A 25,750-nucleotide genomic window follows, 5' to 3' on the forward strand; every position below is an offset into this window, starting at 1 on the left:
GACAGCATTTCGAGAGGCGGCGGCAATGGCAGTGGATGAGGTTCCCGGCACGGCCCCCGGCCTGCCCTATCGCTCCGGCCAGCTCGCCGCGCTGCTCGAAGTCTTCGCGCTCTGGTCGTCCGGCGCGTTCATCCGGGGTCTCGCCGGCCGGGTCGGCGTCGAGCTGGACACCACGGCGATCGTCGCCATCACCCTGCTGGCCAGGGACGGCGAGCAGCGCGCATCCACCCTCGCCTCCCGACTGCACGTCGGAGCATCGGCGATCTCGAAGCTGAGCGCCAGGCTCGGCGCGCACGGCCTCGTCGAGAAGCGCGACGATCCGGAGGACTCCCGCGCGACACTGCTCCGGCTGACGGAGGACGGCACCGCTGCGGCGAACGCCCTGGTCGACGCGGGCGACGCCATGATGGCCGACCTCCTTCAGACCTGGCCGGACCGCGACCGCGACGACTTCCGCCGCCTCCTGCAGCGCTTCAGAGACGAGGCCGTCGCATACGCTGCGGGCGTCTCCGACCCCGCAGCCACCACAGCACGACCGCCTCAGACCGACACACCCGCATCACCCGAGAAAGAAGAGAAATGACCCGCACCTACCTCGTCACCGGAGCCGCGAGCGGCATCGGTAAGTCGACAGCCGAACTCCTGCGCTCCGGCGGACATCGCGTGATCGGCGCCGACCTCGCCGGCACCGACATCTCCGCCGACCTCTCCACCGCGGAGGGACGCGCGACGCTCGTCGAGAAGGCGACTGAGCTCTCCGGCGGAGTGCTCGACGGCGTGCTCGCCGTCGCCGGGCTGAGCGCCGGCATCCCCGTCACCGCAGCCGTCAACTACTACGGCGCCATCGGGACGCTCGACGGGCTGCGCCCGCTGCTCGCCGCCTCCAGCGCTCCCCGCGCCGTGGCCGTGGCGTCGATGGCCTCGCTGCAGAGCCACGACGAAACGCTGGTCGACCTGCTGCTCGACGGCACCGAGGAGGATGCGCTCGCCCGCGCCACCGTGCTCGCCGAGTCCCCGGCCACCGCGCACCAGATCTACTCGTCCAGCAAGCGCGCGCTCGCCCGCTGGCTGCGCCGGAACGCCGCGACACCGAAGTGGGCGGGCGCGAGCATCCCGCTCAACGCCATCGCCCCCGGCGTCGTTCTCACCCCGATGACCGCGGAGCTGGTCGCCACACCGGAGGGCCGCGCCCGTCTGAACGAGCAGGTGCCGATGCCCCTCAACGGGCCGTTCGGCCCCGAGGTCGCCGCCGAGCTGCTGGTCTGGCTCGCCGGCGAGCAGAACTCGCACCTGTGCGGACAGGTGATCTTCGTCGACGGCGGCTACGAAGTCACCGTGCGCGGTGACAGCACCTGGTGAGCTGATCCGGACGGCCGCGAGCGGAGGGATGTCCGCTCGCGGCCGCTTTTGTTGCTATGGTCTGGATAGTTATTTCCACGTTGCAACTCTCGATGATGAGGATGTGATGGGTCCACGAACCGAACCCGCAGCCCCCGCAGCAACCCGCGCGACCCGTCCCGTCCTCGGCGGCAGGACCTGGCTGGCGCTCGTCGTCGTCGGCCTGGTCGGCCAGCTGGCCTGGACCGTCGAGAACATGTACCTCAACGTGTACGTGTACGACACCATCTCGCCCGACCCCAACGTCATCGCCATCCTGGTCGGGTCGAGCGCGGTCGCCGCGACCGTCGCCACACTGCTCGTCGGAGCCTGGTCCGACCGGATGGGTCGCCGCCGCGCGCTCATCGCCGTCGGCTACGTCGCCTGGGGCATCTGCACGGCCGCGTTCGGATTCGTCGGAGCCCCGTCCGGTGCTGAAGCTCCCACCGGGGCCGCCCTCATCGGCGCCATCGTCGCGATCGTGCTGCTCGACTGCGTGATGAGCGCGTTCGGCTCCGGCGCCAACGACGCCGCGTTCAGCGCGTGGGTGACAGACTCCACCGCTCCGGCCAACCGGGGCAGGGTCGACGGCGTGCTCGCCGTGCTCCCGCTGATCGCCATGCTGCTGGTGTTCGGGCTGCTCGACGGCCTCACCCGCGCCGGAGACTGGAAGCTGTTCTTCGGCGTGGTCGGCATCGTCACCATCGCGACGGGCGCGCTGTCGTGGTTCCTCATCCGGGATCGCGGCGTTCCGGCCAGGCGGGAGCACATCCTGAGCGCAGTGGTGCACGGTCTGCGCCCGAGCACGGTCAGGCGACAGCCGGCCCTCTATCTCACGCTGGCGATCTGGGCCGTCATCGGGACGAGCACTCAGGTGTTCCTGCCCTTCGTCATCATCTACCTGCAGCGCTACCTCCGCATCGAGTCGTACGCGCTCGCCCTCGGGATCGTCCTGATCCTGGCGTCCGCGCTGAGCATCGTCGCCGGCCGCGTGATGGACAGGGTGGGCAAGGCCAGATTCCTGCTCCCCGCCGTCGGCGTCTTCGCTGTCGGCCTGATCGCCATGACCTTCGCGCGCGACCTGCCGCTGGTCATCGCGGCGGCCACGGTGATGATGGCGGGCATGATGGCGTCACTGGCGACGGTCTCCGCGATGACCCGCGACCACACCCCGGCCGACCGTGCGGGCGCCGTGCAGGGCATCCGGATGATCCTCGCGGTGATGATCCCGATGATCGCCGGTCCGTTCCTCGGCGCCGCTGTCATCTCCGGTGCGGCGAACACGTACACCTCGCTCGGCGTCGTGCAGCCGGTGCCCGGTCCGGAGATCTTCGCGACGGCGGCCGTGGTGCTCGTGCTCGTTCCCGTGCTCGTCGCCGTGCGCGCGAAGTGGGGCCGCTCGTGAGTCTGAGGACGCCGTGGGCCGACTCCCTCGACCGGGATGCCGTGCTGCAGGAGTACCCGCGCCCGCAGCTCGTGCGCGACAGCTACCTCAACCTCAACGGCCGGTGGGAGTACGCGATCACCGACAGCGCAGAGCATCCGGTGGACTGGGACGGCGACATCCTCGTGCCGTTCTCCCCGGAGGCGGAGCTCTCCGGCGTCGGGCGGCAGCTGCTTCCTGGACGGCACCTCTGGTACCGGCGCACGGTGCGCATCCCGAGCGGGTTCGCGGAGGACAGGGTGCTGCTGCACTTCGGGGCCGTCGACCAGGACTGCGTCGTGTACCTCGACGGCGTTCGGGTGGGCGGGCACTCCGGCGGGTTCCTGCCGTTCTGCATCGACCTCGGTTCCGCTCTGTCCGACGAGGCCGAGCACGTGCTGACCGTCGACGTGGTCGACGTCAGCGACACGAGCCACCGTTCCCGCGGCAAGCAGGCGCTGCGCCGCGGGGGCATCTGGTACACCGCGCAGTCCGGGATCTGGCAGACGGTCTGGCTGGAGTCCGTGCCGGCGGTGCACGTGCAGCGGCTCGACATCCGGCCGCTGCTCGCGGACGCCACGGTCGAGGTGACCGTGATCGGCAGCGCCGCCTCGACGACCACCGAGGCCACGGTCGTCCTGACCGCCGATGGCGCGGTGGTGTCGAGCGGCAGCGGCAGGCCGGGCGAGCCGATCACCCTCCCCGTCGACGACGTGCGTGCGTGGAGCCCGGAGGATCCGTACCTCTACGACCTCGAGGTGCGACTCGGCAGCGACAGCGTCACCAGCTACGTCGGGATGCGCTCCGTCGGCGTCGAGCGCGACGGGAACGGCATGCCCCGACTGCTCCTCAACGGCCGCCCGTACTTCCACGCCGGCGTCCTCGACCAGGGCTACTGGCCGGACGGCCTGCTCACCGCACCCTCCGACGACGCGCTCATCCACGACATCCAGAGCATGAAGGAGCTCGGCTTCACGATGCTGCGCAAGCACATCAAGGTCGAGTCGCTGCGCTGGTACCACCACTGCGACAGGCTCGGGATGCTCGTGTGGCAGGACATGGTGAACGGCGGCCGCCGGTACAACCCGGCGGTCATCACCGCACCGGTTCTGCTGCCCGTGCGCATCGACGACCGGCGGCATCGCGTCTTCGGCAGGCAGGATGCCGCGGGGCGCGAGGAGTTCCAGCGCGAGCTCGCCGAGACCGTCACGCTGCTGAAGAGCGTGCCGAGCGTGGTGGCCTGGGTGCCGTTCAACGAGGGCTGGGGGCAGTTCGACGCCCTCGACGCCGTGGAGCGCATCCGGTCGCTCGACCAGGACAGGGTCATCGACCACGCGAGCGGCTGGCACGACCAGGGCGGCGGCGACCTGCGCAGCCTGCACGTCTACTTCCGCCGCATCCGGCCGTCCAGGAGCTGGGGCCGCGACGGGCGCGCCGTCGTCGTGTCCGAGTACGGCGGGTACAGCCTCCGCCTCGCGGGGCACGCGTTCAGCGACCGCGAGTTCGGCTATCGCAGACTCCCGTCCGTCTCCGCGTTCACGGATGCGTTCGCCGCACTGCACAGGAACGAGGTGCTTCCCGCCATCGCGGAGGGGCTGTCCGGGATCGTGTACACGCAGCTCGCCGATGTCGAGGACGAGCTGAACGGCCTCCTCACCGCCGACCGGACCGTGCTGAAGGCCGACGCGGACACCGTCCGCACGATCATCCGGGAGCTGGCCGCGCGGTTCGCGCTCGTCGCCCCACCGAATCCGCCGGCACACGAAGGAGTCCATGATGGGTCGCAGAATCGTCGAGCGTGAGCTGACGGAGCCCGTGTCGCTCTGCCTCGCGGATGGGCGGCTCGACCGCCGCTCGGTCGGCTGGTCGCGCACACCGCTGCACGACACGTCCGGCATCGACGGCCGCACCGTCTGGGGCCGCAACAAGCGCTGGGAGTACTGGGCCGTCACGACGCCGACGCACATCGTGTCTCTCACCGTCTCGTCGCTCGACTACGCGGCGGTGCACGGGATCATGGTCCACGACATCCGGTCGGGCGCGACCGTCGAACGCGGAGCCGTCTCCCCCCTCGCCGGGAGCGCGACCCTCCCTCCCCGGCTGGGCGCGTCGTCGGCCAGGGCGCGCACCCGCTCGCTCTCCATCGACATCGACGAGCTGCCGGGCGGCACGCGCCTGCGGGGAACAGCACCCGGCGTCGCCTTCGACATCACCGCCGAGCGTCCGGACGGACACGAGGTGCTCGCCGTCGTCGTCCCCTGGTCGCACAAGCGCTTCCAGTACACGGTCAAAGACGTCGCGCGCCCCGCCACCGGCTGGCTGGACATCGACGGCACGCGCGTGGAGCTGCCGTCCGGCGAGAGCTGGGCCGTGCTCGACCACGGCAGAGGGCGCTGGCCGTACCGGATGCGGTGGAACTGGGGCGCGGCATCCGGTGTGGTCGACGGGAGGACGATCGGCCTGCAGCTCGGCGGGAGGTGGACGGACGGGACGGGCTCCACGGAGAACGGCGTGCTCGTCGACGGCGTGCTGCACAAGATCAGCGAAGAGCTCGACTGGGCATACGACGAACGGGACTGGCTGGCGCCGTGGCGCATCCACGGCAGCAGCGTCGACGTGACCTTCGTGCCGTTCTGGGACCACACCAGCTCGACGGAATTGGGCGTCTTCGGCAGCCGCGGCCACCAGTGCTTCGGCCACTACTCCGGGTGGGCCGACACCGCGGAGGGGCGCATCCGGATCGACGGGCTGCTCGGCTGGGCGGAAGACGTGCGCAACCGCTGGTGACGCTCAGCCGATGAGCGCGTGCGCCCTGGCCGGGAACGACGTCGGAGACTCGGCGAGCAGCGTGAAGACGCCGAGCTCGCCGATCACGCTGTGCAGCACCCAGGTCCTGCTGTGCAGGCCGCCGGACGACGCGTAGTCGACCACGATCATGTCCGGATGCGGGGCGTCGCCCTCCAGGCGCAGGATGCGGGCGGTGCCGGAACCGGCCGGCCCGCTCAGCCAGGCCGAGCATCCGCCCTGGTCGTCGCCGGAGCGGGGAGAGGCGATGGCGAGCGCTGCGTCGCTGACGCGGAGCACGGCGGGAGTCTGGCGCGTGGTCTTCACTGACATGGTGCGGTCTCCGATCGGTGCGGGTGGTGGTGCTGTGAAGGTGGTGCTGTGGTGAGCGGGGCGCCGCATATCGGTACAGCGCCCCGCTCGGCTCCGGCTGCGGTAGTGGACCTACGCAGTGGCGTCCGGAGCGGTCTGTACGGGCCCGGAGGCCCGGGTGAGGTGCGTCACCAGCGGCGTTCGACCTCCTCGACGTGGCCGAAGACATCCGCGAACTGGACGACCTCGCCGGTCTCGAGCGTGATCCGCCCGGAGTAGTGGCCGAAACAGCTGTCCGCCCTGCTCATCACGATCCAGCGGTCGAACACGTGCCGGGAGTGGTGCTCCGGGGTGAAGGTGACCTCCACGCCGGGACCGGTGAGGGTCCAGGGCCGCAGCCACGCCGTCGGGTCGTAGCGCCAGTCGAGGTGCGAGCTGATCTTGTGCAGGCGGCCGTCGACGCGGATCCAGTTCTCGGTCGACGGCGTTCCGTCCGTCCACTTGCCGCCGAACTGCAGGCCGAGCTCCCGCCCGTCCGCGCTCAGGCCGTTGCCTGCTCCCCAGTTCCAGAAGGTGAAGTACGGCCAGCGGCCACGACCGCGGTCGTGCACGGCGTACGACTCGTCCGGCTCGATGTGGTGGGTGACGCCGTCCACGACGATCACGCCCTGCGCGCGCAGGCAGTTGTCCTTCTTCGTGTACTGGAAGACGCGGTCGCTCCACGGGACGACGACGCCCATCGACTCGTGATCCGGTTCGCCGATGATGCGCAGGTCGACCGAGATGCGCGCAGACTCGGCGTGCAGCACGGTGTTCACCCCGCGCGGCGTCATCCTGACCAGCACGTCGTTGCGGCTTGCCTCCATCGGCTCGCGGTTGGTCTCGTCGCGCATCCCGCCTGCTCCGGGGAACCAGGTGTTCCCGCCCTGCCGGATCTCGGTGTACGTGGCGCGATCGAGGTGGGTGACGGAGACGTTCGCGCGGTAGTCGTGGTGCGAGATGTTCATCGTGACGATCGACGTCGGCGTGACGATGGCCCAGTACTCGAAGCGCTTGTTGCGCCCCCAGCCCGGCAACCCCGTCCTGTGCAGCGCCCTGCGCGTCCAGCCGACCGCCGCCGGGTTCAGCTTGCCCGATGGGAGGCACAGCTCCGTCGTCTCGGTGATCTCGCGCTCGATGACGCTCTCGCCACCGGGCTCCACCTGTTTGAGAGGTAGCCTCACTCGTTCCGGCCTTTCTGTCTGTCGTCGTTCATGGGATCAGCCCTTCGTGGCGCCGTCGGCGAGGCCGCGGATCAGCCACTTCTGGACGAGGAGGGCGAGGATCACGACGGGCACGACCGTGAGCATGCCTGCTGCGGACAGCGCTCCCCAGTTGGCGCCGTGCTCGGTGTCGCCCGCCATCCCGGCGATGGCGACGGGGAGCGTCGTGGCCTTGCGATTGGTCAGCACCAGGGCGAAGAGGAGCTCCTCCCAGGCCAGGATGATGCTGAAGATGAAGGTGGAGATGAGTCCGGGTGCGGAGATCGGCACGATGATCCGGAAGAAGGCGCCCATCCGGGAGCAGCCGTCGATCATGGCCGACTCCTCCAGCTCCTTCGGCAGCGCGAGGAAGAACCCGCGCATCAGCCACATCACGTACGGGATGACGAACGAGCAGTACGCGAGGATGAGCGTGATGTGCGTGTCCGTGATCCCGAGCGTGCGGGCCACGAGGAACATCGGCACGGCCAGGGCGATCGGCGGAACACCGCGGGAGGCGAGGATCAGCACGCCGATCGTGGCTGCGCCCTTGATCTTCAGGCGGGACAGCGCGTAGCCGGCCATCGCTCCGGCGACCAGCGACAGGATGCCCGCACCGCCCGCCACGATGATCGTGTTGATCATCTTCGGGCCGAGGCCGCCCTGCACGAACGCCTGCACGTACTGGTTGAGCGTCGGATCGAAGAAGATCGTCGGCGGGGTGGTGAAGATGTCCCTCTGCTGCTTGAACGAGGTGAGGAGCATCCAAAGCAGCGGCAGCAGGAAGAGCGCGCAGATGATGACGCCCGACCAGATGCGGGCCCGCTCGCTGCGGCGTCGCCGGACGATGGCGGAGGTCTTGGGCTGCTTCGTCTGCTCCCTGAGACTCTCCCTGTCCCTGGTGATCGTGGTCACAGTCTGTCCTCCAGTTTCTTGCTGCCCAGCAGGAACACGAACGTGAGGATCATCGTGATGACGAGCACGATCACCGCCATCGCCGACGACTCGCTGAACTTGAGCAATCGGAACGCCTGTTGATAGATGAAGAGGTTGACGACGTTCGTCGCCTCCCCCGGGCCGCCGTTCGTGGTCGCGAGGATGATGTCGAACATCTTCACCGCACCCAGCCAGCGCACCACGAAGGTCGCGGCGATGATCGGGCCCAGCATGGGGAGGCTGACCGATTTGAGCGTCTGCCACCAGTTGGCCCCGTCCACCTTGGCCGCCTCGAACACGTCCTTCGGCAGCGCGAGCAGCGCGGCGGCGGCGATCAGGGCGACGAACGGCACGGAGCGCCAGGTGTCGATGAGAACCACGCTGATCATCGACATGGTCGCGTTGCCGAACCAGTCGATCGGCGGGATCCCGAACAGGCCGAGGAACCAGCCGACCACACCCCAGAGCGGGTCGAGGATCATCTTCCAGATCCCGCCGGAGACGACGGGGGCCACGACCATCGGGATGAGGAAGAGGGCGCGGACGATGCCACGCCCTCTCCACTCGGCGTTCATCAGATAGGCGATCCCGAAACCGAGCACGATCTGCAGCGGAAGAGCGAGCACCAGGTAGATGCCGGTGACGACCAGGGAGTTCTGGAACGTCTCGTTCTGCAGTGCGGCCGTGTAGTTCTCGAGACCGACCCATTCGGTCGGTGAGAACGTTGCGAGGTCGAACTTCGAGAAGCTGATCTGCAGCGTGTAGAGCAATGGATATGCGAGGACAGCGGCGAGGAGCACCGTTGCCGGCAGCATGAACGTCCATCTGCTGAAGATGTCCCGCATCCGCGAGACGCGACGAGCGCGGTCCACACGCTGTCTCGTGAGTTCGACCGTCATGTTCCTACTTCTTCAGGAGTTTGTTGATCTGATCCGTGGCCTTCTTCAGCGCGTCCTCCGACGACGCCTGGCCTTGGACGGCTGCACTCGTCTGGTCGGCGAGGACCTCCTGGATCGCGTTCGACTCCGGGCTGCGGGGCCGCCACATCTGGCCCTTCTCCGCCACGTCGTACGCGCTCTGGATGGTCGTGAAGACCGGGGAGAGCCACGCCTGCTCGGGAGTGGTCGCGAGCGTCGACTTGCGGGCGGGGAACGACCCGAGGGTGTTGGTCGTCCAGACCTCGCCCTTCTTCGACGTCATCCACTGCAGGAACGTCCAGGCCGCCTCCGGGTGCGTGGAGTTCTTGAAGACCGAACCGCTCCAGATGCCGCGGTGCGTGCTCGGCCCGTCCGAACCGGCCGGCATCGTCTGGATGCCCACCTGGTCCGGCGTCAGCTTCGTGACGGCCGGGTCGACGGCGGCGCTCTTGTACGCGCTGCCCCAGGTGAAGATGGAGGCGACCTTGCCCTGGCGGAACGCATCCAGAGGCTCGGTGTAGTTGTAGTTCGTCGCTCCGGGAGGCGCGTACTTGAGCAGGTCGACCTGCGTTTGCAGCGCGGCAGCGCCTTCCTTAGTGTCGAACGTCGGCTTCATGTTCTTGTCGAACAGAGCGCCTCCGTTGGAGTTGAGGACGGCCTGCCAGACCGGCGGGGAGAGCACTCCGCGCATCCAGGTGAGCCCGACGGCCCACGAGTCGACCTTGCCGTCTCCGTCGGTGTCCTGCACCAGTGACGGAGCCTCCTTCAGGTACTGGTCCCAGGTGAGCTCGGGGGTGGGCTCTGCGAGACCGGCCTTCGCGTACAGCGCCTTGTTGTAGAACATCAGCAGCATGTTGGAGCGCAGCGGGACGCCGTACTGCTTGCCGTCCCACTCACTGGATGCGAGGGGCGCCGCGTTGAAGTCGGCCCAGTCGTACGCCTTGTCCGTCCACTGCTTCGCGTCGTTCTTGAGGTCGAGCAGCACCCCGGCGTTCGCCAGCTGCGGCGTCCACGGGTCGTCGAGCGTGATGAGGTCGTACTGGGGCTCGGGATCCGTGCCGTTGAGCAGGCCCTTCGCGAGCAGTTCGGTGTACGGCACGGCGTCGATGGTGACGTCGATGTACGGGAACTCTTTGTTGAACTCGGGGACCAGCTGGTCCTGCCACTGCTGTGCGAACGCGTCGTTCGACATCATCGTGATCTTGACGTGCTTCTTGGCCGTTCCGATGCCTCCGCCGTCCGCGGCGGGCGCTTCGCTGGTCCCGGTGCACGCGGTGAGTGCGATCAGGCTGAGTGCCGCAGCTCCTGCGACTGCCAGCAGCCGTTTCGGCCGCCGTTGGGTGCCTGCTGTCATACAGATCATCTCCTCGTCGTTGAATGGATGTTCGTGGTCGGTGGCCGCTGGGCGCTTCGAGGAGGGGGTGCCTCGATGTGGTGTGCGAAACGGTGCTCCGGCCGGAATGTGAATGCCGGAGAGCTGGCGCCGGGGGTGTGGCGAGCTGCTCTGCAGAGACACTCAAGCAGACATTCCAAAATATTGCAACGTGGAAACATGCAAATGTGTCAACGTTGCAACAATCTGCTCCCCTACGATGTGACCGTGACCAGTATGGACGAGCAGACACCGGGCCGACGATCGGGAGCACCCACGATCAAAGACGTGGCCGCGCTCGCCGGCGTCTCGTACCGCACGGTCTCGAACGTCGTCAACGGGCACAAGTACATCAGCGAGGCGACCCGCACGAAGGTCGAAGCGGCGATCGCCGAGATCGGCTACCGCCCGCAGCTGGCGGCCAGGCAACTGCGCAGCGGACGGAGCAACCTGCTCACCCTGTCCGTGCCGTTCGTCTCCCACCCGTACTTCGCCCAGCTCGCCCACGCCGTCGTCACCGAGGCGGAACGGTTCGGCTACGACGTGGTGATCGACGAGACCAGGGGCCTGCTCGAGCGGGAGCTGCGCGTGGCGGCCGGATTCCGCACGATCCTCACCGACGGGATCCTGTTCAGCCCGCTCTCGATCGACCTCGAACGCTTCGAGGCGGAGCGCGGCTCGACCCCGCTGGTCCTCCTCGGCGAGCGCTTCCGCAGCGAGAGGATCGACAGCGTCGTCGTCGACAACGTCCGCTCCAGCTACGACGCGACGATGTGCCTCATCGAAAGCGGCAGGCGCGCCCTCGGCTTCCTCGGAAACGTGAAAGTCGGAACGATCGGCGCGGCCCCGGCCGACCTCCGCATCCGGGGCTTCCAGAAAGCCCTCGACGAAGCGGGACTCACCGCAGACCCGGCACACATCGTCACCGTGTCGCGCTGGGACCAGTCGAGCCCGGACGGCGACTACTCGCGCGAGGAAGGCTACGAGCGCACGAAGGAGTTGATCGAGCGGCTGGGTGCTGGTGGCGCGGGTGGCGCGGGTGGCGCGGGTGGCGCATCCAACCCCCTCGGCGGCCTGGACGGGCTGGTGTGCGCCAACGACCTTCTCGCCATCGGCGCGTTGCGGGCGTTCCGCGAGGCGGGCATCTCCGTGCCGGGCGACATCGCGGTGGTCGGCTGGGACAACACCGCGGAGGCCGCGTTCTCCGCCCCGTCGCTGACCACCATCTCCCCCGACCTGCACGAGATCGCCCGGCTGGCGATCGTCGCCATGTTGCGGCGCCTCGACGAGCCGGAGGCCGAGCCGCGCACCGACCACGCGCCGTACAGCCTCGTGCGCAGGGAGTCCACCGCGGTCGGCTGAGCGGCTCCACAAATATTTCCACGTTGCAACAAGACAAGGATGTCTGATTGGATGCACGCATGACGCACCACGAGCCGCCGATGCCACTCGCCGGGGTGCCACTCCCCGGGGCACCGCTCGCGGGCATCCGGGTCGCCGACTTCACGCGCATCCTGGCCGGCCCGTACGCGACCATGATGCTGGCCGACTTCGGCGCGGACGTCGTCAAGATCGAGAGCCCGCTCGGCGACGACACCCGCCGCTGGGTTCCGCCCACCGACGAGCACGGCGACTCCACGTACTTCTCCGGCGTGAACCGCTCCAAGCGCTCCGTCGTCTGCGACCTGCGCACCCCGCAGGGACTCGCCACCGCCCGCCGCCTCGCGCACACCGCCGATGTGGTGATCGAGAACTTCCTCCCGCGGACGATGGAGCGGTTCGGCCTCGGCGACGCCGCCGTCCGCGCGGCTAACCCCGGGGTCGTCTACTGCTCGATCACCGGGTTCGGACCGGGAAGCGACCTCCCCGGCTACGACCTGCTCGTGCAGGCGGTCGGCGGTCTGATGAGCGTGACCGGCGCGGCAGACGGACCTCCGACCAAAGCGGGCGTGGCCCTCGTCGACGTGCTCACCGGGCTCAACGCCTTCTCGGGCATCCTGCTCGCCCTCCGCGCCCGCGAGACGACCGGACTGGGCGACCATCTCGACGTCGACCTCCTCAGCACCCTGCTCGCCGCCCTCACCAACCAGGCGTCGAGCGCGCTCGCCACCGGCATCGACCCAGGGCGTCTCGGCAACGCGCACCCGAGCATCGCCCCGTACGAGCTGTTCGCCTGCCAGGACCGCGAGCTCGTCATCGCGGTCGGCAACGACCGCCAGTTCGCCGCCCTCGCCGACGAGCTGGGCCGCCCCGACCTCGCCGCCAACGAGCGTTTCCGCAGCAACGCGCAGCGCGTCGGCCACCGGGATGCTCTCCGCCGCGAACTCGAGTCCGTCCTCCGCACCGCTCCGGCCGCGCACTGGAAACAGCGCCTCGACGCCAGGGACGTACCCGCCGGGCTGGTCAACACGATCACCGAGGCCGTGGCGCTCGCGGAGAGCCTCGGCGCGCATCCGGTGCAGGAGCTGGTCGACGACCGGGGCGAGGTCGCCGGCCGCCAGCCGGCCAACCCCATCCACCTGGCCGGTTCGCCTCCTCGGCCCGGCCGCACCGCGCCCGGCCTCGGCCAGCACGCCGACGCCGACTGGCTCCCCGCCGCCGCCCCGACCCTCCGCCACTCCACACCCGACGACGACCCCGGCACCCACCGACAGGAACCCCGATGACAGCACTCTCCGACACCTTCGACCTCGCACCGCTGCTCACCGCCGAGGAGCTGGGCTGGCAGGAGCGGGCGCGCACGTTCGCCCGCGAGCGCCTGCTCCCGGTGGTCGACGAGGACTTCGAGAACCGGCACTTCCGCCGCGAACTCATCGCCGAGTTCGGCGCCGCCGGGTTCCTCGGCATGCACCTCCCCGACGATGGCTGCGCCGGGGCCGGAGCCGTCAGCTACGGCCTGGTCTGCCACGAGCTGGAGGCCGTCGACAGCGGGTGGCGCACGTTCGTGTCCGTGCAGGGTTCGCTCGCCATGACCGCCATCTCGCGGTTCGGCGCGTCCGATCAGAAGGCCCTCCTCCCCGCGATGGCCCGCGGCGAGCTGATCGGCTGCTTCGCGCTGACCGAGCCGCAGGGCGGAAGCGACCCCGCCGCGATGACCACCACAGCCACGAGGGACGGCGACGACTGGCTGATCAGCGGGCGCAAACGCTGGATCGGCCTGGCGGGCGTCGCGGACGTCGCCGTGGTGTGGGCGCGCACCGACGACGGCATCCGGGGCTTCGTCGTCGACACCGCCTCCCCCGGCTTCACCGCCACGATCATCGACGACAAGCTCTCCATGCGCACCTCCGTGCAGTACGAGATCGACCTCGACGCGTGCCGTGTCCCCGCCTCGGCGCAGCTGCCGGATGCGGTCGGACTGTCCGCACCGTTCACGTGCCTCAACGAGGCGCGGTTCGGGATCGTCTGGGGCGCGATGGGCGCCGCCCGCAGCTGCATCGAGGTCGCTGTCGAGCGAGCGACGTCTCGCGAGGTGTTCGGCTCACCGATCGGCTCGAAACAGCTCATCCAGCAGCGCCTCGCCGACATGCTGGTCGAGTACGAGAAGGGCATGCTGCTCGCCCTGCACCTGGGTCGCCTGGAGGAGCGGGGAGCCATCACACCCGTGCAGATCAGCGTCGGCAAACTGAACAACGTGCGCGAGGCGCTGACCATCGCGCACAGCGCCCGGACGATCCTCGGCGGTGACGGTGTCACGAGCGCGTTCCCGGTGATGCGGCACATGGCCAACCTGGAGTCGGTGAGGACCTACGAGGGCACGGACGACATCCACACGCTCGTCATCGGCCGCTCGCTCACCGGCCTCTCGGCGTTCTGATGGCAGGACCGGCCCCCGTGGAGGCAGCGGTCACCGCCGCGGCCTCGTCCGGCTTCACCGCCACCACCCGCTCGGAGCGCGCCGCCGCCCTCGTCGCATTGGCCGCGGCGCTGGAGCGAGCGAGCGCCGAACTCGTCGCCATCGCCGCGGCCGAGACGCACCTGACGCCCGGCCGCCTCTCCGGCGAGGTCACGCGCACGGCGAACCAGCTGCGCTTCTTCGCCGAGGTGATCGAGGAGGGCGGCTATCTCGAAGCGGCGGTCGACCGCGCCGACCCGTCCACAGTTCCTCCGCGCCCCGACCTGCGGCGCATGCTGCGCCCGCTCGGCGTCGTGGCCGTGTTCACCGCCTCCAACTTCCCGTTCGCGTTCTCGGTGCTCGGCAACGACACCGCGTCCGCCATCGCGGCGGGGTGTCCCGTGGTGGTCAAGGCGCATCCAGGGCATCCGCTGCTCTCCCGCCGCACCGCGGAGCTGGCAAGGGAGGCGCTGGCCGCCGCGGGCATCCACCCCGATGCCATCACCCTCGTGGAGGGCATGGAGGCCGGAGTCGAACTCGTCCGTCACCCGCTCGTCACCGCGGTGGCGTTCACGGGTTCCGAGCGCGGGGGCAGAGCCCTCTTCGAGGTGGCGGCGTCGCGTCAGCAGCCCATCCCGTTCTACGGCGAACTGGGCAGCATCAACCCGGTCGTCATCACCGCCGCCGCGGCGAGCGCCGACGCCGCCTCCCTCGCCGCCGGGCTGGTGGAGGTGGTGACCAGGGACGCCGGGCAGTTCTGCACCAAGCCTGGCCTGGTGTTCGTCCCGGCCGGGCACGGCTTCGCCGCAGCGGTGGCGAGCGAACTCGCGTCGGCTCCCGCGCATCCACTGCTCACCGACGGCATGACGAGCGCGTTCGAGCAGCGGGTGTCCGCGCTCTCCCGGCGCGACGACCTCGCGGTCTCGCGCGGCCCAGGAGACGCGGACGCGCGCCCCGCCGTGGTGACGGCGGACATCGCGGCGTTCCTCGCCGACCCGGATGCGCTGCTCGCCGAGTGCTTCGGCCCCCTGACCGTCGTGGTCGAGTACACCGCCGGCGACGACCTGCTCCCCGCGCTCGGCCACCTGCCCGCCTCGCTGACGGCGACCATCCGCTCGGCGCCGGACGAGGACGTGACCTGGCTCGCCGCGATCCTGTCGCCCCGGTGCGGAAGGCTGGTCTTCGACGGCTGGCCAACCGGTGTCGCGACGGGATGGGCCCAGCACCACGGCGGAGCGTGGCCGGCCACGACGGGCTCGCTGCACAGCTCGGTCGGCGCCAGTTCGCTCCGCCGCTTCCTCACCCCGGTCGCCTACCAGAACGCCCCGGAGAGCGTGCTGCCGGCCGAACTCCACGACGCGAACCCACTGCACCTCCCGCGCCGGGAGAACGGGAGGCTGGTGCCCGCCGCCCGCGGGTAGTCCACCGGGCCAAGAAGGAAGCTCCCGTTCACCCTCTCCGCAGCGCCGCGAAGTCCAGCAGCCGCTGCTGCGACTCTGCGTACGACGTCGCCGACGGCACCGCACGCCCGTCCCGGACGGCCGCAGCGACCTCCACCGCCGCGTCGATCGCCACGCGGTACGGCAGCGACCCTGTGCTCACCCTCCGCACGCCGAGCTCCCCGAGTCTGGCCAGCGACAGGCCCGGCGTGACGAGCACGTTGAGCGGGAGCGGGATGGCGGCGGCCAGCTGTTCGATGGTCGCCGGGTCGGAGGCGCCCGGCACGAAGATCCCGTTGGCACCCGCGTCGGCGTACGTCTTCGCCCGCTCGACGACGGCGGCGACCGTGTCGTCCTCGTGGAACCAGTACGAGTCGATCCTGGCGTTGACGAACACGTCGGGGGCCGCGCGCCGGATCGCCGCGATCTTCGCCGCGGGGATGCCGGGGTCGACGAGCCGCCCGTCCGCCGAGTCCTCGAGGTTCACGCCGGCGACGCCGAGCCCCGCCACGAAGTCGGCCACCTCGGCCGGGTCGTCGCTGTAGCCGTCCTCGATGTCCGCGGAGATGTGCACGGGCAGGGCGGTGAGCATCCCGACCAGCGCGACGGTCGCATCCCTGCTCGCGCCCCCGGCGTCCGGCCGGCCAGTGGATGCGTTGACCCCGAAACTCGTCGTGCCCACCGCGGGGAAGCCCGCAGCGACGAAGGCGAGCGCGGAGCCGACGTCCCACGCGTTCGGCAGCAGCAGCGGAATGTCCTGATCGTGCAGTGCGGTGAACGTCATGGTGGTCCTTCCCACCCTGCGAGAGTACCGCCGGGGGCAGGGACCGGCGCACGGGCGACCGCGGTGACCAGGCCGACCTCGCGGAGGGACTGCGTTCCCACGTCGAGGTAGCCGTGCTCGGCCAGGTGCGCCAGGAAGGCCTTCTGCCTGTCCTGCGGGGCGGGGATCGCCGTCCACACGGCGGACCGGATGTCGTCGTTGTACGCGGAGTGCAGGATCGGCGCATGGCCGGTGACGGCAGCCAGCCCGGCCGCCCGGTCGCCGTCGACGGGGAGCACGTGGGCGCCGAACCCCGGCGAGCGAGGGTCGGAGCGGCTCGCCCTGCCGAGCCCGGCCTCCGCGTCTGCTGCCGCCTCTCCGGCGAACACCGCTCCCGCGTGCAGGGCGGCTGCGGTGGGGATGCGCTCCTCGACCCCGGCGGATCCGAGCATCACGAAGGTGCTCACTCCGAGCGGTGTGTCTGCCAGGGCGTCCGCTGCCATCGTCGTGCCGTAGGAGTGCGCCACCACGTTCAGGGTGGGCGCATCGTGGGAACGGGAGGCGGCCAGACCCTGGATCGCCTCGGTGAGCTCCGGAGCCCCTCGCGTCGCGTATTCGCCCAGTGCTGCGTCGATGCCGACCGGCGGCACGACGTACCCCATCCAGGCGATGACCGCGTGATCGGCCGGAGCAGCAGCATCCCGTTGCGAACCCCACAGGTTCTGCGCGGCCAGCGCCCACAGCTGCATGTCGGTGGCGTACGTGCCCATGCCGGGAACGGCCCAGGTGACCATCGACGCCGTCTCCGGGTTCCCCACCGCGATGGCCGCGGTCGGGCGCACGCCGGGAACGAATTCGATCAGATGCCGCGACGGGTGGGTCTTCGCGTGCAGCGCAGCGGAGATCGCCGTGTACGCCGCCAGGCTCAGCAGCCCCGCCTGTCCCGACGGGTGCGTCCTGACGGCAGCCCTGGCCGCGGCCAGCTGCTCGGTCAGCGCACGCCGGTTGGCCCGGTCGCGAACCGTGTACGAGACGCCGTCCAGGTTTCCGACCAGACTGGGCAGGTCGCGCTCCAGCCGGCTGCGCGCTGCCGCCGGCAACGCAGGCCACTCCCGTGCCGCCTGCCGGGGCAAGGAGTTCAGCAGCTCGAGGATCTGGTCGGGATGCTCGGAGATGACGGCGTCCACCGCGCTGCCCTCGAGCGAGGCCAGCTGGTGCAGGACCAGCGAACTCGACTGCTGGCCGCCCGCGGGGGCGACGACCACCGCGGCGACGGCGAGCACCGACGCGCCGCACGCGATCAGGATGCGCCGCACACCGTGAGCCCGAGTCGCACCCCTCATCTCCCCGAGGGTACGCCAAGCGGGTTCCCCGGACGCCGGCGGAAACGAATGCCGCCGACGTCCGATGACCTCGTGATCAGCGCACCTCGAACCCCGCGGACAGCAGGTCCGAGTTCCGCGACGACGGGCCGACCAGCACCTCGAACGCGCCGGGCTCCACGCGGCGCAGCCCCGCAGCATCCACGATCGTGCACTCGGCGACGGGCAGCCGGATGCCCACCCGCGCGGACTCGCCCGGCGCGAGGTCGACGTGCCGGTATGCCTTCAGCTCCTTGTCCGCCCAGCTCACGCTCGTGACGAGGTCGCGCACGTACAGCTGCACGGTCTCGCGGACGGGGCGTTCCCCGGTGTTGCTCACCGTCACCTCCGCGACGATGTCGTCCTGGAGGCCGACCTCCGTGCGCGCGACCGTGAGGTCCGCGTACTCGACCGTCGTGTACGAGCGGCCTTCGCCGAACACCCAGGCCGGCGCCTGCGTGAGGTCGGCGTAGCGGTCGCCGTGCTGGCCGCGGAGCTGGTTGTAGTACGTGGGCTGCTGGCCGACGTGCCTGGCGAAGGAGATCGGGAGGCGCCCCGACGGCTCCACCTGTCCTGCGATGACCTCGGCGATGGCCTGGCCGCCCAGCATCCCCGGGTTGGCCGCCCACAGCACGGCCGCGGCCTGCGCGACCGACGGAGGAAGCACGAGCGGCTTGGAGGCGAGGAGCACCACGACCACCGGCTTCCCCGTCGCGATCATGGCGTCGAGCAGCGCGTTCTGGCCGCCGATCAGCTCGAGGGTCGCCGTCGAGCGGCCCTCGCCGACGAGTTCGATGCGGTCGCCGACGACCGCGACGACCACGTCGGATGCCTCGGCGGCGGCGACCGCTTCGTCGAGCATCCGCTGGTCCGGCTGCGACGGCACGACCAGCGGCGGCCTGGGCTGCCCGTCCGGGAACGTCGCGCCGAGCGGGTCGGGCGCGAGGGTCAGGATGTCCGCCCCGCGAGCATGCTCGACGGTCCAGCCGTCGATCGCGCTCAGCCCGTCGAGCACGGTGGTGATCATCTCGCGCGGCTGGCCGTCGAGCCACCCGGCCTGGCCGGAGCCTCCCGCCCAGTCGCCGAGCTGCGTCTGGGCATCGTCGGCGAGCGGTCCGACGAGCGCGACGCGGAGCGGAGACGACGCAGACGACGCCAGCGGAAGGGTGCCGTCGTTCTCCAGCAGCACGATGGAGCGGCGAGCGATCTCGAGGTTGAGGTCGGCGTGTTCTGCGCTGCCGACCACCGCGTCGAGCTCGGCCTGCGGCAGGCGCGGGTTCTCGAAGAGTCCGAGATCGAACTTGATGGTCAGGATGCGCGCGACGGCGTCGTCGAAGTCGTCCTCGGCGAGCAGCCCCGCCGCCACGGCTTCGAGGGCGCCCTCGTAGAACAGCGGCGTCGTCATGATCATGTCGTTGCCGGCCTTCACCGCGGCGGCCGCCGCGTGCGCGTAGTCGGGCTGCACCTTCTGCTCCCAGACCATGCGGCCGACGTTGTCCCAGTCGGTGATGAGCGTTCCGGTGTAGCCCCACTCGCCGCGGAGCACCTCGCTGAGCAGCCAGTCGTTCACCGTGATCGGCACGCCGTCTGTGCTCTGGTAGCCGAGCATGAAGGTGCGGCAGCCCTCGCGGGCCACGCGCTCGAACGGGGGAAGGAACCAGCTGCGCAGCTTGCGCCGCGAGATGTCCGCTTCGCTCGCGTCGCGGCCGCCCTGCGTCTCGGAGTACCCGGCGAAGTGCTTCGCCGTCGCGAGGATCGCCGTCGGGTCGTCGAGGCCGTCGCCCTGGTAGCCGCGGACCATCGCGCTCGCCAGCTCGCCGATCAGGTACGGGTCCTCGCCGAACGTCTCGCTGATCCGCCCCCAGCGCAGGTCGCGGGCGATGCAGAGCACGGGAGAGAAGGTCCAGTGCACACCGGTCGCCGCCACCTCTTCGGCCGTGGCCCTGGCCACGCGCTCGATCAGGTCGGCGTCCCACGACGCTGCCATGCCGAGCTGGGTCGGGTAGATCGTCGCGCCCGGCCAGAACGAGTGGCCGTGGATGCAGTCCTCCCCGACCAGGAGCGGGATCTGCAGCCGCGTCTCCGCCGTCAGCCTGTTCGCCTCCAGGATGCGTTCCGGCGAGGTGTGCAGGATGGAGCCGGCGCGGCGGCGCAGGATGTGGTCCTGCAGGTCGTCGCGCGCATCCAGTTGCAGCATCTGCCCGATCTTCTCCTCCACCGTCATCCGGCTGAGCAGGTCGTCGACCCGCTCCGCCGTCGTGAACGATGGATCCCGGTACGGGACGAAACCGGAGGGCCGTGCCTCTGTTGCCGGCAGGGTCGATGTCATTCGGCAGCGCCTTCCGAGGTGGTTCCTGGCGAGGTGGTTCCCCGCGAGGTGCGGACCTCCGTGACGGTGGCGTTGATGTTCAGACCTTTCCGCTTCATGGCGCGAGCGCGCTCACCGGCCGAGCGCAGCCGGGGGTTGACGTACTCGTCGATGCCGAAGTTGACGAGAGAGAGGGCCACCCCGAGGATGGCGATGCACAGTCCGGCGGGGACGTACCACCACCAGTAGTCGGGGAAGGCGTTGTTCTGCTGCGCCCAGAACAGGATGGTGCCCCAGTTGAGGTTCGACACCGGGATGACGCCGATGAACGCGAGCGTCGTCAGGCCGAGGACCGCCGCGGTCATCGTGCCGACGAAGCTGGACGCGATGAGCGCCAGCAGGTTCGGCAGCATCTCCACCAGGATGATGCGGTGCAGCGGTTCGCCGTTCGCCCGCGCCGCCTGGATGAAGTCGCGGTTCCTCAGCGACATGGTCTGCGCACGCAGCACGCGCGCTCCCCACGCCCATCCGGTGAGACCGAGCACCGCGGCGATGACGACGAGCGGCGGATCCTGGAACTGCGACGCGATGATGATCATCAGCGGGAGCCCGGGGATGACGAGGAACACGTTCGACAGCGCGGACAGCGCCTCGCTCTTCCAGCCGCGCAGGTACCCGGCGGTCACGCCGACCGCGATCGCGACGATCGTGGCCATGATCGTGGCCAGGAACCCGACGACGAGCACGCCGCGGGTGCCGTAGACGAGCTGGCTGAACACATCCTGGCCGATGTGGGTCGTGCCGAGGAGGTGCTGGAACGACGGCGGCTGAAGTGTCGCGCTCAGGTTCTGCGCCTGGGGGTCGTACGGGGCGATCAACGGGGCGAAGATCGCGACCAGCACGAACACACCGAGGATGATGAGCCCGGTGGCGGACTTCGGGTTGCTGAACATCGCCAGCGACAGCTTGAGCTGCGACCAGAAGGTCTTCTTCTCCGGACTCTCGCTGCCCTGCTGCGGACGACCGGCCAGGACGGCCGCCGTCTCCGGGGCTCCGACGCCGACCGGCTGCGCGAGCGTGGATGTTCTCTCTGCGGGGGTGGTCATGATCAGGCCTCCGTCTGACGTGTGCGCGGGTCGAGGATGGCGTATGCGATGTCCGCGATGATGTTCGCGACCAGCACCGCCAGCACCAGGACGAGGAAGATGCCCTGCATCAGCGCGTAGTCCTTGGCGTTCGTCGCGTTGAGCAGCAGCAGCCCGATGCCGGGATACGAGAACACCATCTCCATCACGAGCGTGCCGCCCACGATGAAGCCGAGCGCGAGCGCGAAGCTCTGGATCTGCGGCAGCACGGCGTTCCGGGCGGCGTAGCGCCAGAGCACGCGGCGGTTCGGCATGCCCTTGGCCTGCGCGACCGTGATGTAGTCCTCGTCGAGCACGGTGAGCATCATGTTGCGCATCCCGAGCACCCAGCCGCCGAGCGAGACGACCACGATGGTCGCCACCGGCAGCACGGCGTGCGAGACCACCTCCGAGATGAACTCGGCGTTCCAGCCGGGTTCGACACCGACCTCGTACGCGTGCCCGGCGGGGAACCAGCCGAGCGTCGTCGAGAAGATCGCGATGAAGATCAGGCCGAGCCAGAAGTACGGGATGGTGCCGAGGAACGTCGTGACAGGCACGAACGCATCCAGGCCGCTGCCGCGCTTCCAGCCGATGACCGCGCCGAGGCTGGTGCCGATCACGAACGAGATGATCGTGGCGACGCCCACCAGTCCGAGGGTCCACGGCAGGGCGGACGCGATCGCATCCCCCACCGGCGCCATGCCCGTGGAGATCGAGACGCCCAGGTTGCCGTGCAGCAGCATGTTCCAGTAGTCGAGGTACTGCTGCCAGAGCGGCACGGAGGTGTCCAGGCCGAACATCGCACGCAGCGCTTTCTCCGCCTCCGGGGTCAGCTGCCCCTGGCTGCGCGCCATGAACGACGACACCGCGTCGCCCTTCATCATGCGCGGCAGGAAGAAGTTGACGGTGATGGCGGCCCACAGCGTGAACAGGTAGAACGCCACCCGGCCGCCGATGAACCGCCACGGGATGCGCGGACCGCTGCGCTCCGTGCGGGCGGCGGTCGTGCCGACGAGGGTCGGGTCGACCGGGGTCTTGTCGACGGGGGTCTGGGTCTCTGCGCTCATCGCGCACCTCCCGAGTTCTGGGCGGACAGTTCCCGGAAGAACTTCTCCGGGTCCGGCGAAGCGGCGCGCAACTCGCGCGTGTACGGGTCGCTCGGACGGAGGATGACGTCGTCGGCCGTCCCGCGTTCGACGACCCTGCCCTGGTTGAGCACCATGATCTCGTCGCTGAAGTGGCGAGCGGTGGCCAGGTCGTGGGTGATGTAGAGGACGCCGAGCCCTTCCTCCCTCTGCAGGTCGGAGAGGAGGTTGAGCACGCCGAGGCGGATCGACACGTCGAGCATCGAGACCGGCTCGTCCGCCACCAGGAGGGCGGGGCGGGATGCCAGCGCCCTGGCGATGGCGACGCGCTGCCGCTGACCGCCGGAGAGCTCGTGCGGGCGGCGGTCGATCACGGCGTCAGCATCCAGGCGCACGCGGAGCAGCAACCTCCGCACCTCCGCATCCACCTCGGAGCGCGGGACGACGTTGTCGAGTCGCAGCGGGCGCTCGATGTGGTGGCGGATCGAGTGGGACGGGTTCAGCGAGGCGAACGGGTCCTGGAACACCATCCGCAGCTGCTGGCGGTAGCTCCGCAGCCGCCGTCCGCTCCGCGGGATCGGGACGCCGTCGAGCAGTACATCGCCGCTCGTCGGGGTCTCCAGCTGGGTCAGGATCTTGGCGATCGTGGACTTGCCGCTCCCCGACTGGCCGACCAGGCCGATGGTCTGGTGCGACGACAGCGTGAAGCTCACGTCGTCGAGCGCTCGGAGCTGTCCGGAACCGCGGACGTTGTAGACCTTGGTGACGTTCCTGAATTCGAGGGTCGTCATCGCGCGACCACTCCTCTCTCGCCGGTCAGGCGCGGGAACGACGCCAGGAGGTTCTTCGTGTACTCGTGCTGCGGGTCGTTCCAGATCCGCTCCGCGGTCGCGAGCTCGACGATCTCGCCCTCGCGCATGATCGCGATCCTGTCGCTGATCTCCAGCAGGAGGGGGAGGTCGTGGGTGATGAAGACGACGGAGAAACCGAACTCGTGCCTGAGCTGGGAGATCTGCCGCAGGATCTCGCGCTGGACGAGCACATCCAGAGCGGTCGTCGGCTCGTCCATCACCATCAGCTGCGGCCGGAGGGCGAGCGCCATCGCGATCATCACGCGCTGGCGCATACCGCCGGACAGCTCGTGCGGGTACGAGCGCATCCGCTGACCGCCCACCTTGACGATCTCCAGCAGTTCGACGACGGCCTTCTTGCGTTCGGCGCGGCTCAGTTCCGGCCGGTGCACGATGAACACGTCCTCGAGCTGGGCGCCGATGGTCGCCACCGGGTTGAGGGCGTTCATCGCCCCCTGGAAGACCATCGAGATCTTGTCCCAGCGGAACCGGCGCATCTCCTCGACCTCGAGGGCGTTGATGTCGATGTCGTCGCCGCTCTTGTCGTGGAACACGACGCTTCCGTCGGTGATGACCGCCGGCGGACGGAGGAGTCGCTGCACGCCGTATGCGAGCGTGGTCTTCCCGCACCCGCTCTCCCCGGCGAGGCCGACGATCTCGCCCCGTTTGATGTCGATGGTGACGTTCTTGACCGCCCGCACAGGGGGATCGACGTCGTACACGACCGAAAAGTCGCGCACGGAAAGAAGGCTGTCTGTCATGTGCTTGTCGCTTTCTTGCTGGCCGCGAAGCATCCGGGGCGGACTCGGGAGGTGAGTCCGTCGTCCGCCCCGGATGCGCTGGGGACTACTTGGCAGCCGGCTTCAGCTTCATGACCACCTGCACAGCCCAGGGCTGCGTGGGGTCTGCCGTCGCGTACTGGTCGGACTCGCTCGGCCACCCGGTGAACTTGCGGGTGTTGTACTCGCCGAGCTGCGGGTGCGTTCCGATGGCGATGGCCGGCACGTCCTCGACGAAGATCTTCTGGATCTTGTTGAGGGCTGCGGTGCGCGATGCGTCGTCCGAGGCCTGCGCGTACTCCTTGAGCAGCGCGGTCGCCTCCGGGTTGTTGTAACGGCCGAAGTTGTCAGCGACCTTGCCGCCCGCTGCCTGCTCCAGGTATGCGCCGTTCATCACGTCGTCGTAGATGTGCCACGGGTTCGATCCCGATCCCGTCCAGTGCAGCACGGCGTCGAAGTTGCCCGTCGCCACGTTGGTGGTCCAGGTGTCCGCGTCCGGGGTGGCCACCTTGGCATCAGCACCGAGCGTGTTCTTCACCTGCGTCGCCACCAGCTGGATGCCCGTGACGTAGTCGTTCCAGCCCTGCGGGTCCTGCAGGGTGAAGGAGACCGGGTTTCCGGACGGGTCGATCAGCGCGCCGCTCTTCCAGGTGTAACCGGCGTCGGTGAGGACCTTCTTGGCGCCGTCGACGTCGATCTTGAAGTTCTGGTCCTTGTACTCGGGGGCGATGTACTGGTCACCCGTCGGCTGCGGGATGCCGGTCACGCTCTTCAGCTCGGGACCCGCGTTGCTGCGCGCCTTCTCGGCGTGCGCGGTGCGGTCGACGACCATGTTGACCGCCTTGCGGAACGCCACGTTGTCGAACGGAGCCTTCGTCGTGTTGACCACGATCATGTCCGGGCTCAGGATGTTCGCACCCCAGAACACGTTGTGCTTCTTGTCCTTGTCGACGTAGTTCTTCTGGTAGTCGGTGATGAAGATCTGCGCCCAGTCGGTCTCGCCGTTCTGCAGTGCGCGGAGGAGGCCGGTGTTGTCGTTGTACTCGAGGTACTTCAGCTCGGCGACGGGGACCTTGCCGCCCCAGTAGTCGGTGCGGGCCTTCAGCACGACGCCCTGCGACGAGAAGGTCTTGATCGTGTACGGGCCGGTGCCGACGGCGTCCTTGACCGCATCCTTGGTCGGGTCTGCGATGCCCTTCCAGATGTGCTCGGGAACGATGGCGGTTTGCAGCACGTCGCCCTGCTTGACGAACTTCGACTCGGTGAAGCTGAGCACGACGTTGCCGCCGTCCTTCTTGACGTCTGCGAGCTTCAGGCCGGCCAGGTCGAGGGCCGGCGTGCTCTTGATGAGGTTGAAGGTGTAGACGATGTCGTCCGCGGTGAACGGCTTGCCGTCGCTCCACTTCACGTCCGCGCGGGGCGTGACGGTCAGCTGCGTGTAGTCCGCGTTCCACTCGACCTTCGAGGCGAGCCACGGGGTGGTCTCGTTCTTGCCGACCGGGTTGACCATCGCCAGGGGCTCGAAGATCATCCGGTTGTATCCGAGGGACTGGCCGGAGCCTGTGCTGATGAACGGGTTGTTGATCTGCGTGGCGAGCACTGCGGAGCCGTCCGGCTTCGCGATCGTGAGGGAGCCGCCGCTCCCGCCGTTCGCGGTGGACGAGCCGCTGGATGAGCAGCCGGTGAGCGCGATCGCGCTGAACGCGGCGATCGCGGTTGCCGTGATCAAGTACTTCTTAAGCCTCATTGCTTCTCCTTCGTGGCGGACACATCCGTTGTGTCCTGTGGTGCGTGGAATGTCGCTGACGATAACTTGCTTACTGGACAGAAAGCAAGTTGG

Annotated in this window: 22 protein-coding genes; 9 read left to right on the forward strand and 13 right to left on the reverse strand. The window is 69.3% G+C overall.

Going from position 1 to position 25,750, the window contains the following annotated elements:
- The first annotated feature begins 25 nt into the window (after positions 1 to 25).
- The 5 genes from HF024_RS15495 (at position 26) to HF024_RS15515 (ending at position 5,587) form a co-directional block, all read left to right on the forward strand.
- Positions 26 to 583: a MarR family transcriptional regulator gene (locus HF024_RS15495; RefSeq protein WP_168690125.1), complete on the forward strand. Its 558-nt coding sequence runs from the start codon at positions 26 to 28 to the stop codon at positions 581 to 583.
- A complete protein-coding gene (locus HF024_RS15500; protein WP_168690126.1) occupies positions 580 to 1,359 on the forward strand; it encodes an SDR family oxidoreductase in 780 nt (259 codons plus the stop codon). Before HF024_RS15495 ends, HF024_RS15500 begins: the two co-directional genes overlap by 4 nt.
- A 106-nt stretch (positions 1,360 to 1,465) precedes the next feature.
- A complete protein-coding gene (locus HF024_RS15505; RefSeq protein WP_168690127.1) occupies positions 1,466 to 2,782 on the forward strand; it encodes an MFS transporter in 1,317 nt (438 codons plus the stop codon).
- Complete coding sequence (locus tag HF024_RS15510; RefSeq protein WP_168690128.1) at positions 2,779 to 4,602, forward strand: sugar-binding domain-containing protein; 1,824 nt, start codon at positions 2,779 to 2,781, stop codon at positions 4,600 to 4,602. Before HF024_RS15505 ends, HF024_RS15510 begins: the two co-directional genes overlap by 4 nt.
- Positions 4,574 to 5,587, forward strand: a complete 1,014-nt coding sequence (locus tag HF024_RS15515) for a DUF2804 domain-containing protein (RefSeq protein WP_247597145.1) — start codon at positions 4,574 to 4,576, stop codon at positions 5,585 to 5,587. The genes HF024_RS15510 and HF024_RS15515 overlap by 29 nt, the downstream gene beginning before the upstream one ends.
- Before the next feature lie 3 nt (positions 5,588 to 5,590).
- On the opposite strand, the gene HF024_RS15520 is transcribed toward HF024_RS15515, so the two are convergent.
- From HF024_RS15520 to HF024_RS15540, 5 genes are all read right to left on the reverse strand, one after another.
- Positions 5,591 to 5,917 carry a hypothetical protein gene (locus HF024_RS15520; RefSeq protein WP_143465700.1) on the reverse strand — a complete coding sequence of 109 codons (327 nt, stop codon included), beginning with the start codon at positions 5,915 to 5,917 and terminating at the stop codon, positions 5,591 to 5,593.
- Between the two features lie 167 nt (positions 5,918 to 6,084).
- Positions 6,085 to 7,119 carry a DUF2804 domain-containing protein gene (locus tag HF024_RS15525; RefSeq protein ID WP_168690129.1) on the reverse strand — a complete coding sequence of 345 codons (1,035 nt, stop codon included), beginning with the start codon at positions 7,117 to 7,119 and terminating at the stop codon, positions 6,085 to 6,087.
- Between the two features lie 36 nt (positions 7,120 to 7,155).
- The gene (locus HF024_RS15530) at positions 7,156 to 8,052 is read right to left on the reverse strand and encodes a carbohydrate ABC transporter permease (protein WP_210723965.1); all 897 of its coding nucleotides are present in this window, start codon (positions 8,050 to 8,052) and stop codon (positions 7,156 to 7,158) included.
- Positions 8,049 to 8,972 carry a sugar ABC transporter permease gene (locus HF024_RS15535; RefSeq protein WP_210723966.1) on the reverse strand — a complete coding sequence of 308 codons (924 nt, stop codon included), beginning with the start codon at positions 8,970 to 8,972 and terminating at the stop codon, positions 8,049 to 8,051. The genes HF024_RS15530 and HF024_RS15535 overlap by 4 nt, the downstream gene beginning before the upstream one ends.
- Before the next feature lie 4 nt (positions 8,973 to 8,976).
- Entirely contained in the window at positions 8,977 to 10,344 is a 1,368-nt protein-coding gene (locus tag HF024_RS15540; RefSeq protein ID WP_085368930.1) for a sugar ABC transporter substrate-binding protein, read from the reverse strand.
- A gap of 255 nt (positions 10,345 to 10,599) precedes the next feature.
- Between HF024_RS15540 and HF024_RS15545 the strand changes: the two genes are divergently transcribed.
- Genes HF024_RS15545 through HF024_RS15560 form a run of 4 tightly spaced genes read left to right on the forward strand, consistent with a single transcriptional unit; the run spans position 10,600 to position 15,618 of the window.
- The gene (locus HF024_RS15545) at positions 10,600 to 11,724 is read left to right on the forward strand and encodes a LacI family DNA-binding transcriptional regulator (protein ID WP_247597451.1); all 1,125 of its coding nucleotides are present in this window, start codon (positions 10,600 to 10,602) and stop codon (positions 11,722 to 11,724) included.
- A 59-nt stretch (positions 11,725 to 11,783) separates the two neighbouring features.
- A complete protein-coding gene (locus HF024_RS15550; RefSeq protein WP_247597146.1) occupies positions 11,784 to 13,028 on the forward strand; it encodes a CoA transferase in 1,245 nt (414 codons plus the stop codon).
- Positions 13,025 to 14,179 (forward strand): acyl-CoA dehydrogenase family protein, encoded by a 1,155-nt coding sequence (locus tag HF024_RS15555; RefSeq protein WP_168690131.1) that lies wholly within the window; start codon positions 13,025 to 13,027, stop codon positions 14,177 to 14,179. The genes HF024_RS15550 and HF024_RS15555 overlap by 4 nt, the downstream gene beginning before the upstream one ends.
- Positions 14,179 to 15,618 (forward strand): aldehyde dehydrogenase family protein, encoded by a 1,440-nt coding sequence (locus HF024_RS15560; RefSeq protein ID WP_168690132.1) that lies wholly within the window; start codon positions 14,179 to 14,181, stop codon positions 15,616 to 15,618. The genes HF024_RS15555 and HF024_RS15560 overlap by 1 nt, the downstream gene beginning before the upstream one ends.
- A gap of 28 nt (positions 15,619 to 15,646) precedes the next feature.
- Here HF024_RS15560 and HF024_RS15565 read toward each other — a convergent pair whose 3' ends face one another.
- The 8 genes from HF024_RS15565 to HF024_RS15600 form a co-directional block, all read right to left on the reverse strand.
- Positions 15,647 to 16,420 (reverse strand): isocitrate lyase/phosphoenolpyruvate mutase family protein, encoded by a 774-nt coding sequence (locus HF024_RS15565; RefSeq protein WP_168690133.1) that lies wholly within the window; start codon positions 16,418 to 16,420, stop codon positions 15,647 to 15,649.
- The gene (locus tag HF024_RS15570; RefSeq protein WP_168690134.1) at positions 16,417 to 17,742 is read right to left on the reverse strand and encodes an alpha/beta hydrolase; all 1,326 of its coding nucleotides are present in this window, start codon (positions 17,740 to 17,742) and stop codon (positions 16,417 to 16,419) included. The genes HF024_RS15565 and HF024_RS15570 overlap by 4 nt, the downstream gene beginning before the upstream one ends.
- Before the next feature lie 76 nt (positions 17,743 to 17,818).
- The gene (locus HF024_RS15575; protein WP_168690135.1) at positions 17,819 to 20,089 is read right to left on the reverse strand and encodes a glycoside hydrolase family 3 N-terminal domain-containing protein; all 2,271 of its coding nucleotides are present in this window, start codon (positions 20,087 to 20,089) and stop codon (positions 17,819 to 17,821) included.
- Positions 20,086 to 21,174: an ABC transporter permease gene (locus tag HF024_RS15580; RefSeq protein ID WP_168690136.1), complete on the reverse strand. Its 1,089-nt coding sequence runs from the start codon at positions 21,172 to 21,174 to the stop codon at positions 20,086 to 20,088. Before HF024_RS15580 ends, HF024_RS15575 begins: the two co-directional genes overlap by 4 nt.
- 2 nt (positions 21,175 to 21,176) lie before the next feature.
- The gene (locus HF024_RS15585) at positions 21,177 to 22,262 is read right to left on the reverse strand and encodes an ABC transporter permease (protein WP_085368959.1); all 1,086 of its coding nucleotides are present in this window, start codon (positions 22,260 to 22,262) and stop codon (positions 21,177 to 21,179) included.
- A complete protein-coding gene (locus HF024_RS15590) occupies positions 22,259 to 23,071 on the reverse strand; it encodes an ATP-binding cassette domain-containing protein (RefSeq protein ID WP_085368960.1) in 813 nt (270 codons plus the stop codon). Before HF024_RS15590 ends, HF024_RS15585 begins: the two co-directional genes overlap by 4 nt.
- Entirely contained in the window at positions 23,068 to 23,892 is an 825-nt protein-coding gene (locus HF024_RS15595; RefSeq protein ID WP_085368961.1) for an ABC transporter ATP-binding protein, read from the reverse strand. The genes HF024_RS15590 and HF024_RS15595 overlap by 4 nt, the downstream gene beginning before the upstream one ends.
- An 85-nt stretch (positions 23,893 to 23,977) precedes the next feature.
- Positions 23,978 to 25,657, reverse strand: a complete 1,680-nt coding sequence (locus HF024_RS15600) for an ABC transporter substrate-binding protein (protein WP_085368962.1) — start codon at positions 25,655 to 25,657, stop codon at positions 23,978 to 23,980.
- Positions 25,658 to 25,750 lie beyond the last annotated feature (93 nt).

It is taken from the genome of Leifsonia sp. PS1209 (assembly GCF_012317045.1).
GTDB lineage: Bacteria > Actinomycetota > Actinomycetes > Actinomycetales > Microbacteriaceae > Leifsonia.

Bases quoted from the DNA above. Each gene is read 5' to 3' on its own strand.
- HF024_RS15495 (WP_168690125.1), top strand. From the start codon at position 26: ATGGCAGTGGATGAGGTTCCCGGCACGGCCCCCGGCCTGCCCTATCGC.
- HF024_RS15500 (WP_168690126.1), top strand. From the start codon at position 580: ATGACCCGCACCTACCTCGTCACCGGAGCCGCGAGCGGCATCGGTAAG.
- HF024_RS15505 (WP_168690127.1), top strand. From the start codon at position 1,466: ATGGGTCCACGAACCGAACCCGCAGCCCCCGCAGCAACCCGCGCGACC.
- HF024_RS15515 (WP_247597145.1), top strand. From the start codon at position 4,574: ATGATGGGTCGCAGAATCGTCGAGCGTGAGCTGACGGAGCCCGTGTCG.
- HF024_RS15520 (WP_143465700.1), bottom strand. From the start codon at position 5,917: ATGTCAGTGAAGACCACGCGCCAGACTCCCGCCGTGCTCCGCGTCAGC.
- HF024_RS15535 (WP_210723966.1), bottom strand. From the start codon at position 8,972: ATGACGGTCGAACTCACGAGACAGCGTGTGGACCGCGCTCGTCGCGTC.
- HF024_RS15540 (WP_085368930.1), bottom strand. From the start codon at position 10,344: ATGACAGCAGGCACCCAACGGCGGCCGAAACGGCTGCTGGCAGTCGCA.
- HF024_RS15545 (WP_247597451.1), top strand. From the start codon at position 10,600: ATGGACGAGCAGACACCGGGCCGACGATCGGGAGCACCCACGATCAAA.
- HF024_RS15550 (WP_247597146.1), top strand. From the start codon at position 11,784: ATGACGCACCACGAGCCGCCGATGCCACTCGCCGGGGTGCCACTCCCC.
- HF024_RS15555 (WP_168690131.1), top strand. From the start codon at position 13,025: ATGACAGCACTCTCCGACACCTTCGACCTCGCACCGCTGCTCACCGCC.
- HF024_RS15560 (WP_168690132.1), top strand. From the start codon at position 14,179: ATGGCAGGACCGGCCCCCGTGGAGGCAGCGGTCACCGCCGCGGCCTCG.
- HF024_RS15565 (WP_168690133.1), bottom strand. From the start codon at position 16,420: ATGACGTTCACCGCACTGCACGATCAGGACATTCCGCTGCTGCTGCCG.
- HF024_RS15570 (WP_168690134.1), bottom strand. From the start codon at position 17,742: ATGAGGGGTGCGACTCGGGCTCACGGTGTGCGGCGCATCCTGATCGCG.
- HF024_RS15575 (WP_168690135.1), bottom strand. From the start codon at position 20,089: ATGACATCGACCCTGCCGGCAACAGAGGCACGGCCCTCCGGTTTCGTC.
- HF024_RS15580 (WP_168690136.1), bottom strand. From the start codon at position 21,174: ATGACCACCCCCGCAGAGAGAACATCCACGCTCGCGCAGCCGGTCGGC.
- HF024_RS15585 (WP_085368959.1), bottom strand. From the start codon at position 22,262: ATGAGCGCAGAGACCCAGACCCCCGTCGACAAGACCCCGGTCGACCCG.
- HF024_RS15590 (WP_085368960.1), bottom strand. From the start codon at position 23,071: ATGACGACCCTCGAATTCAGGAACGTCACCAAGGTCTACAACGTCCGC.
- HF024_RS15595 (WP_085368961.1), bottom strand. From the start codon at position 23,892: ATGACAGACAGCCTTCTTTCCGTGCGCGACTTTTCGGTCGTGTACGAC.
- HF024_RS15600 (WP_085368962.1), bottom strand. From the start codon at position 25,657: ATGAGGCTTAAGAAGTACTTGATCACGGCAACCGCGATCGCCGCGTTC.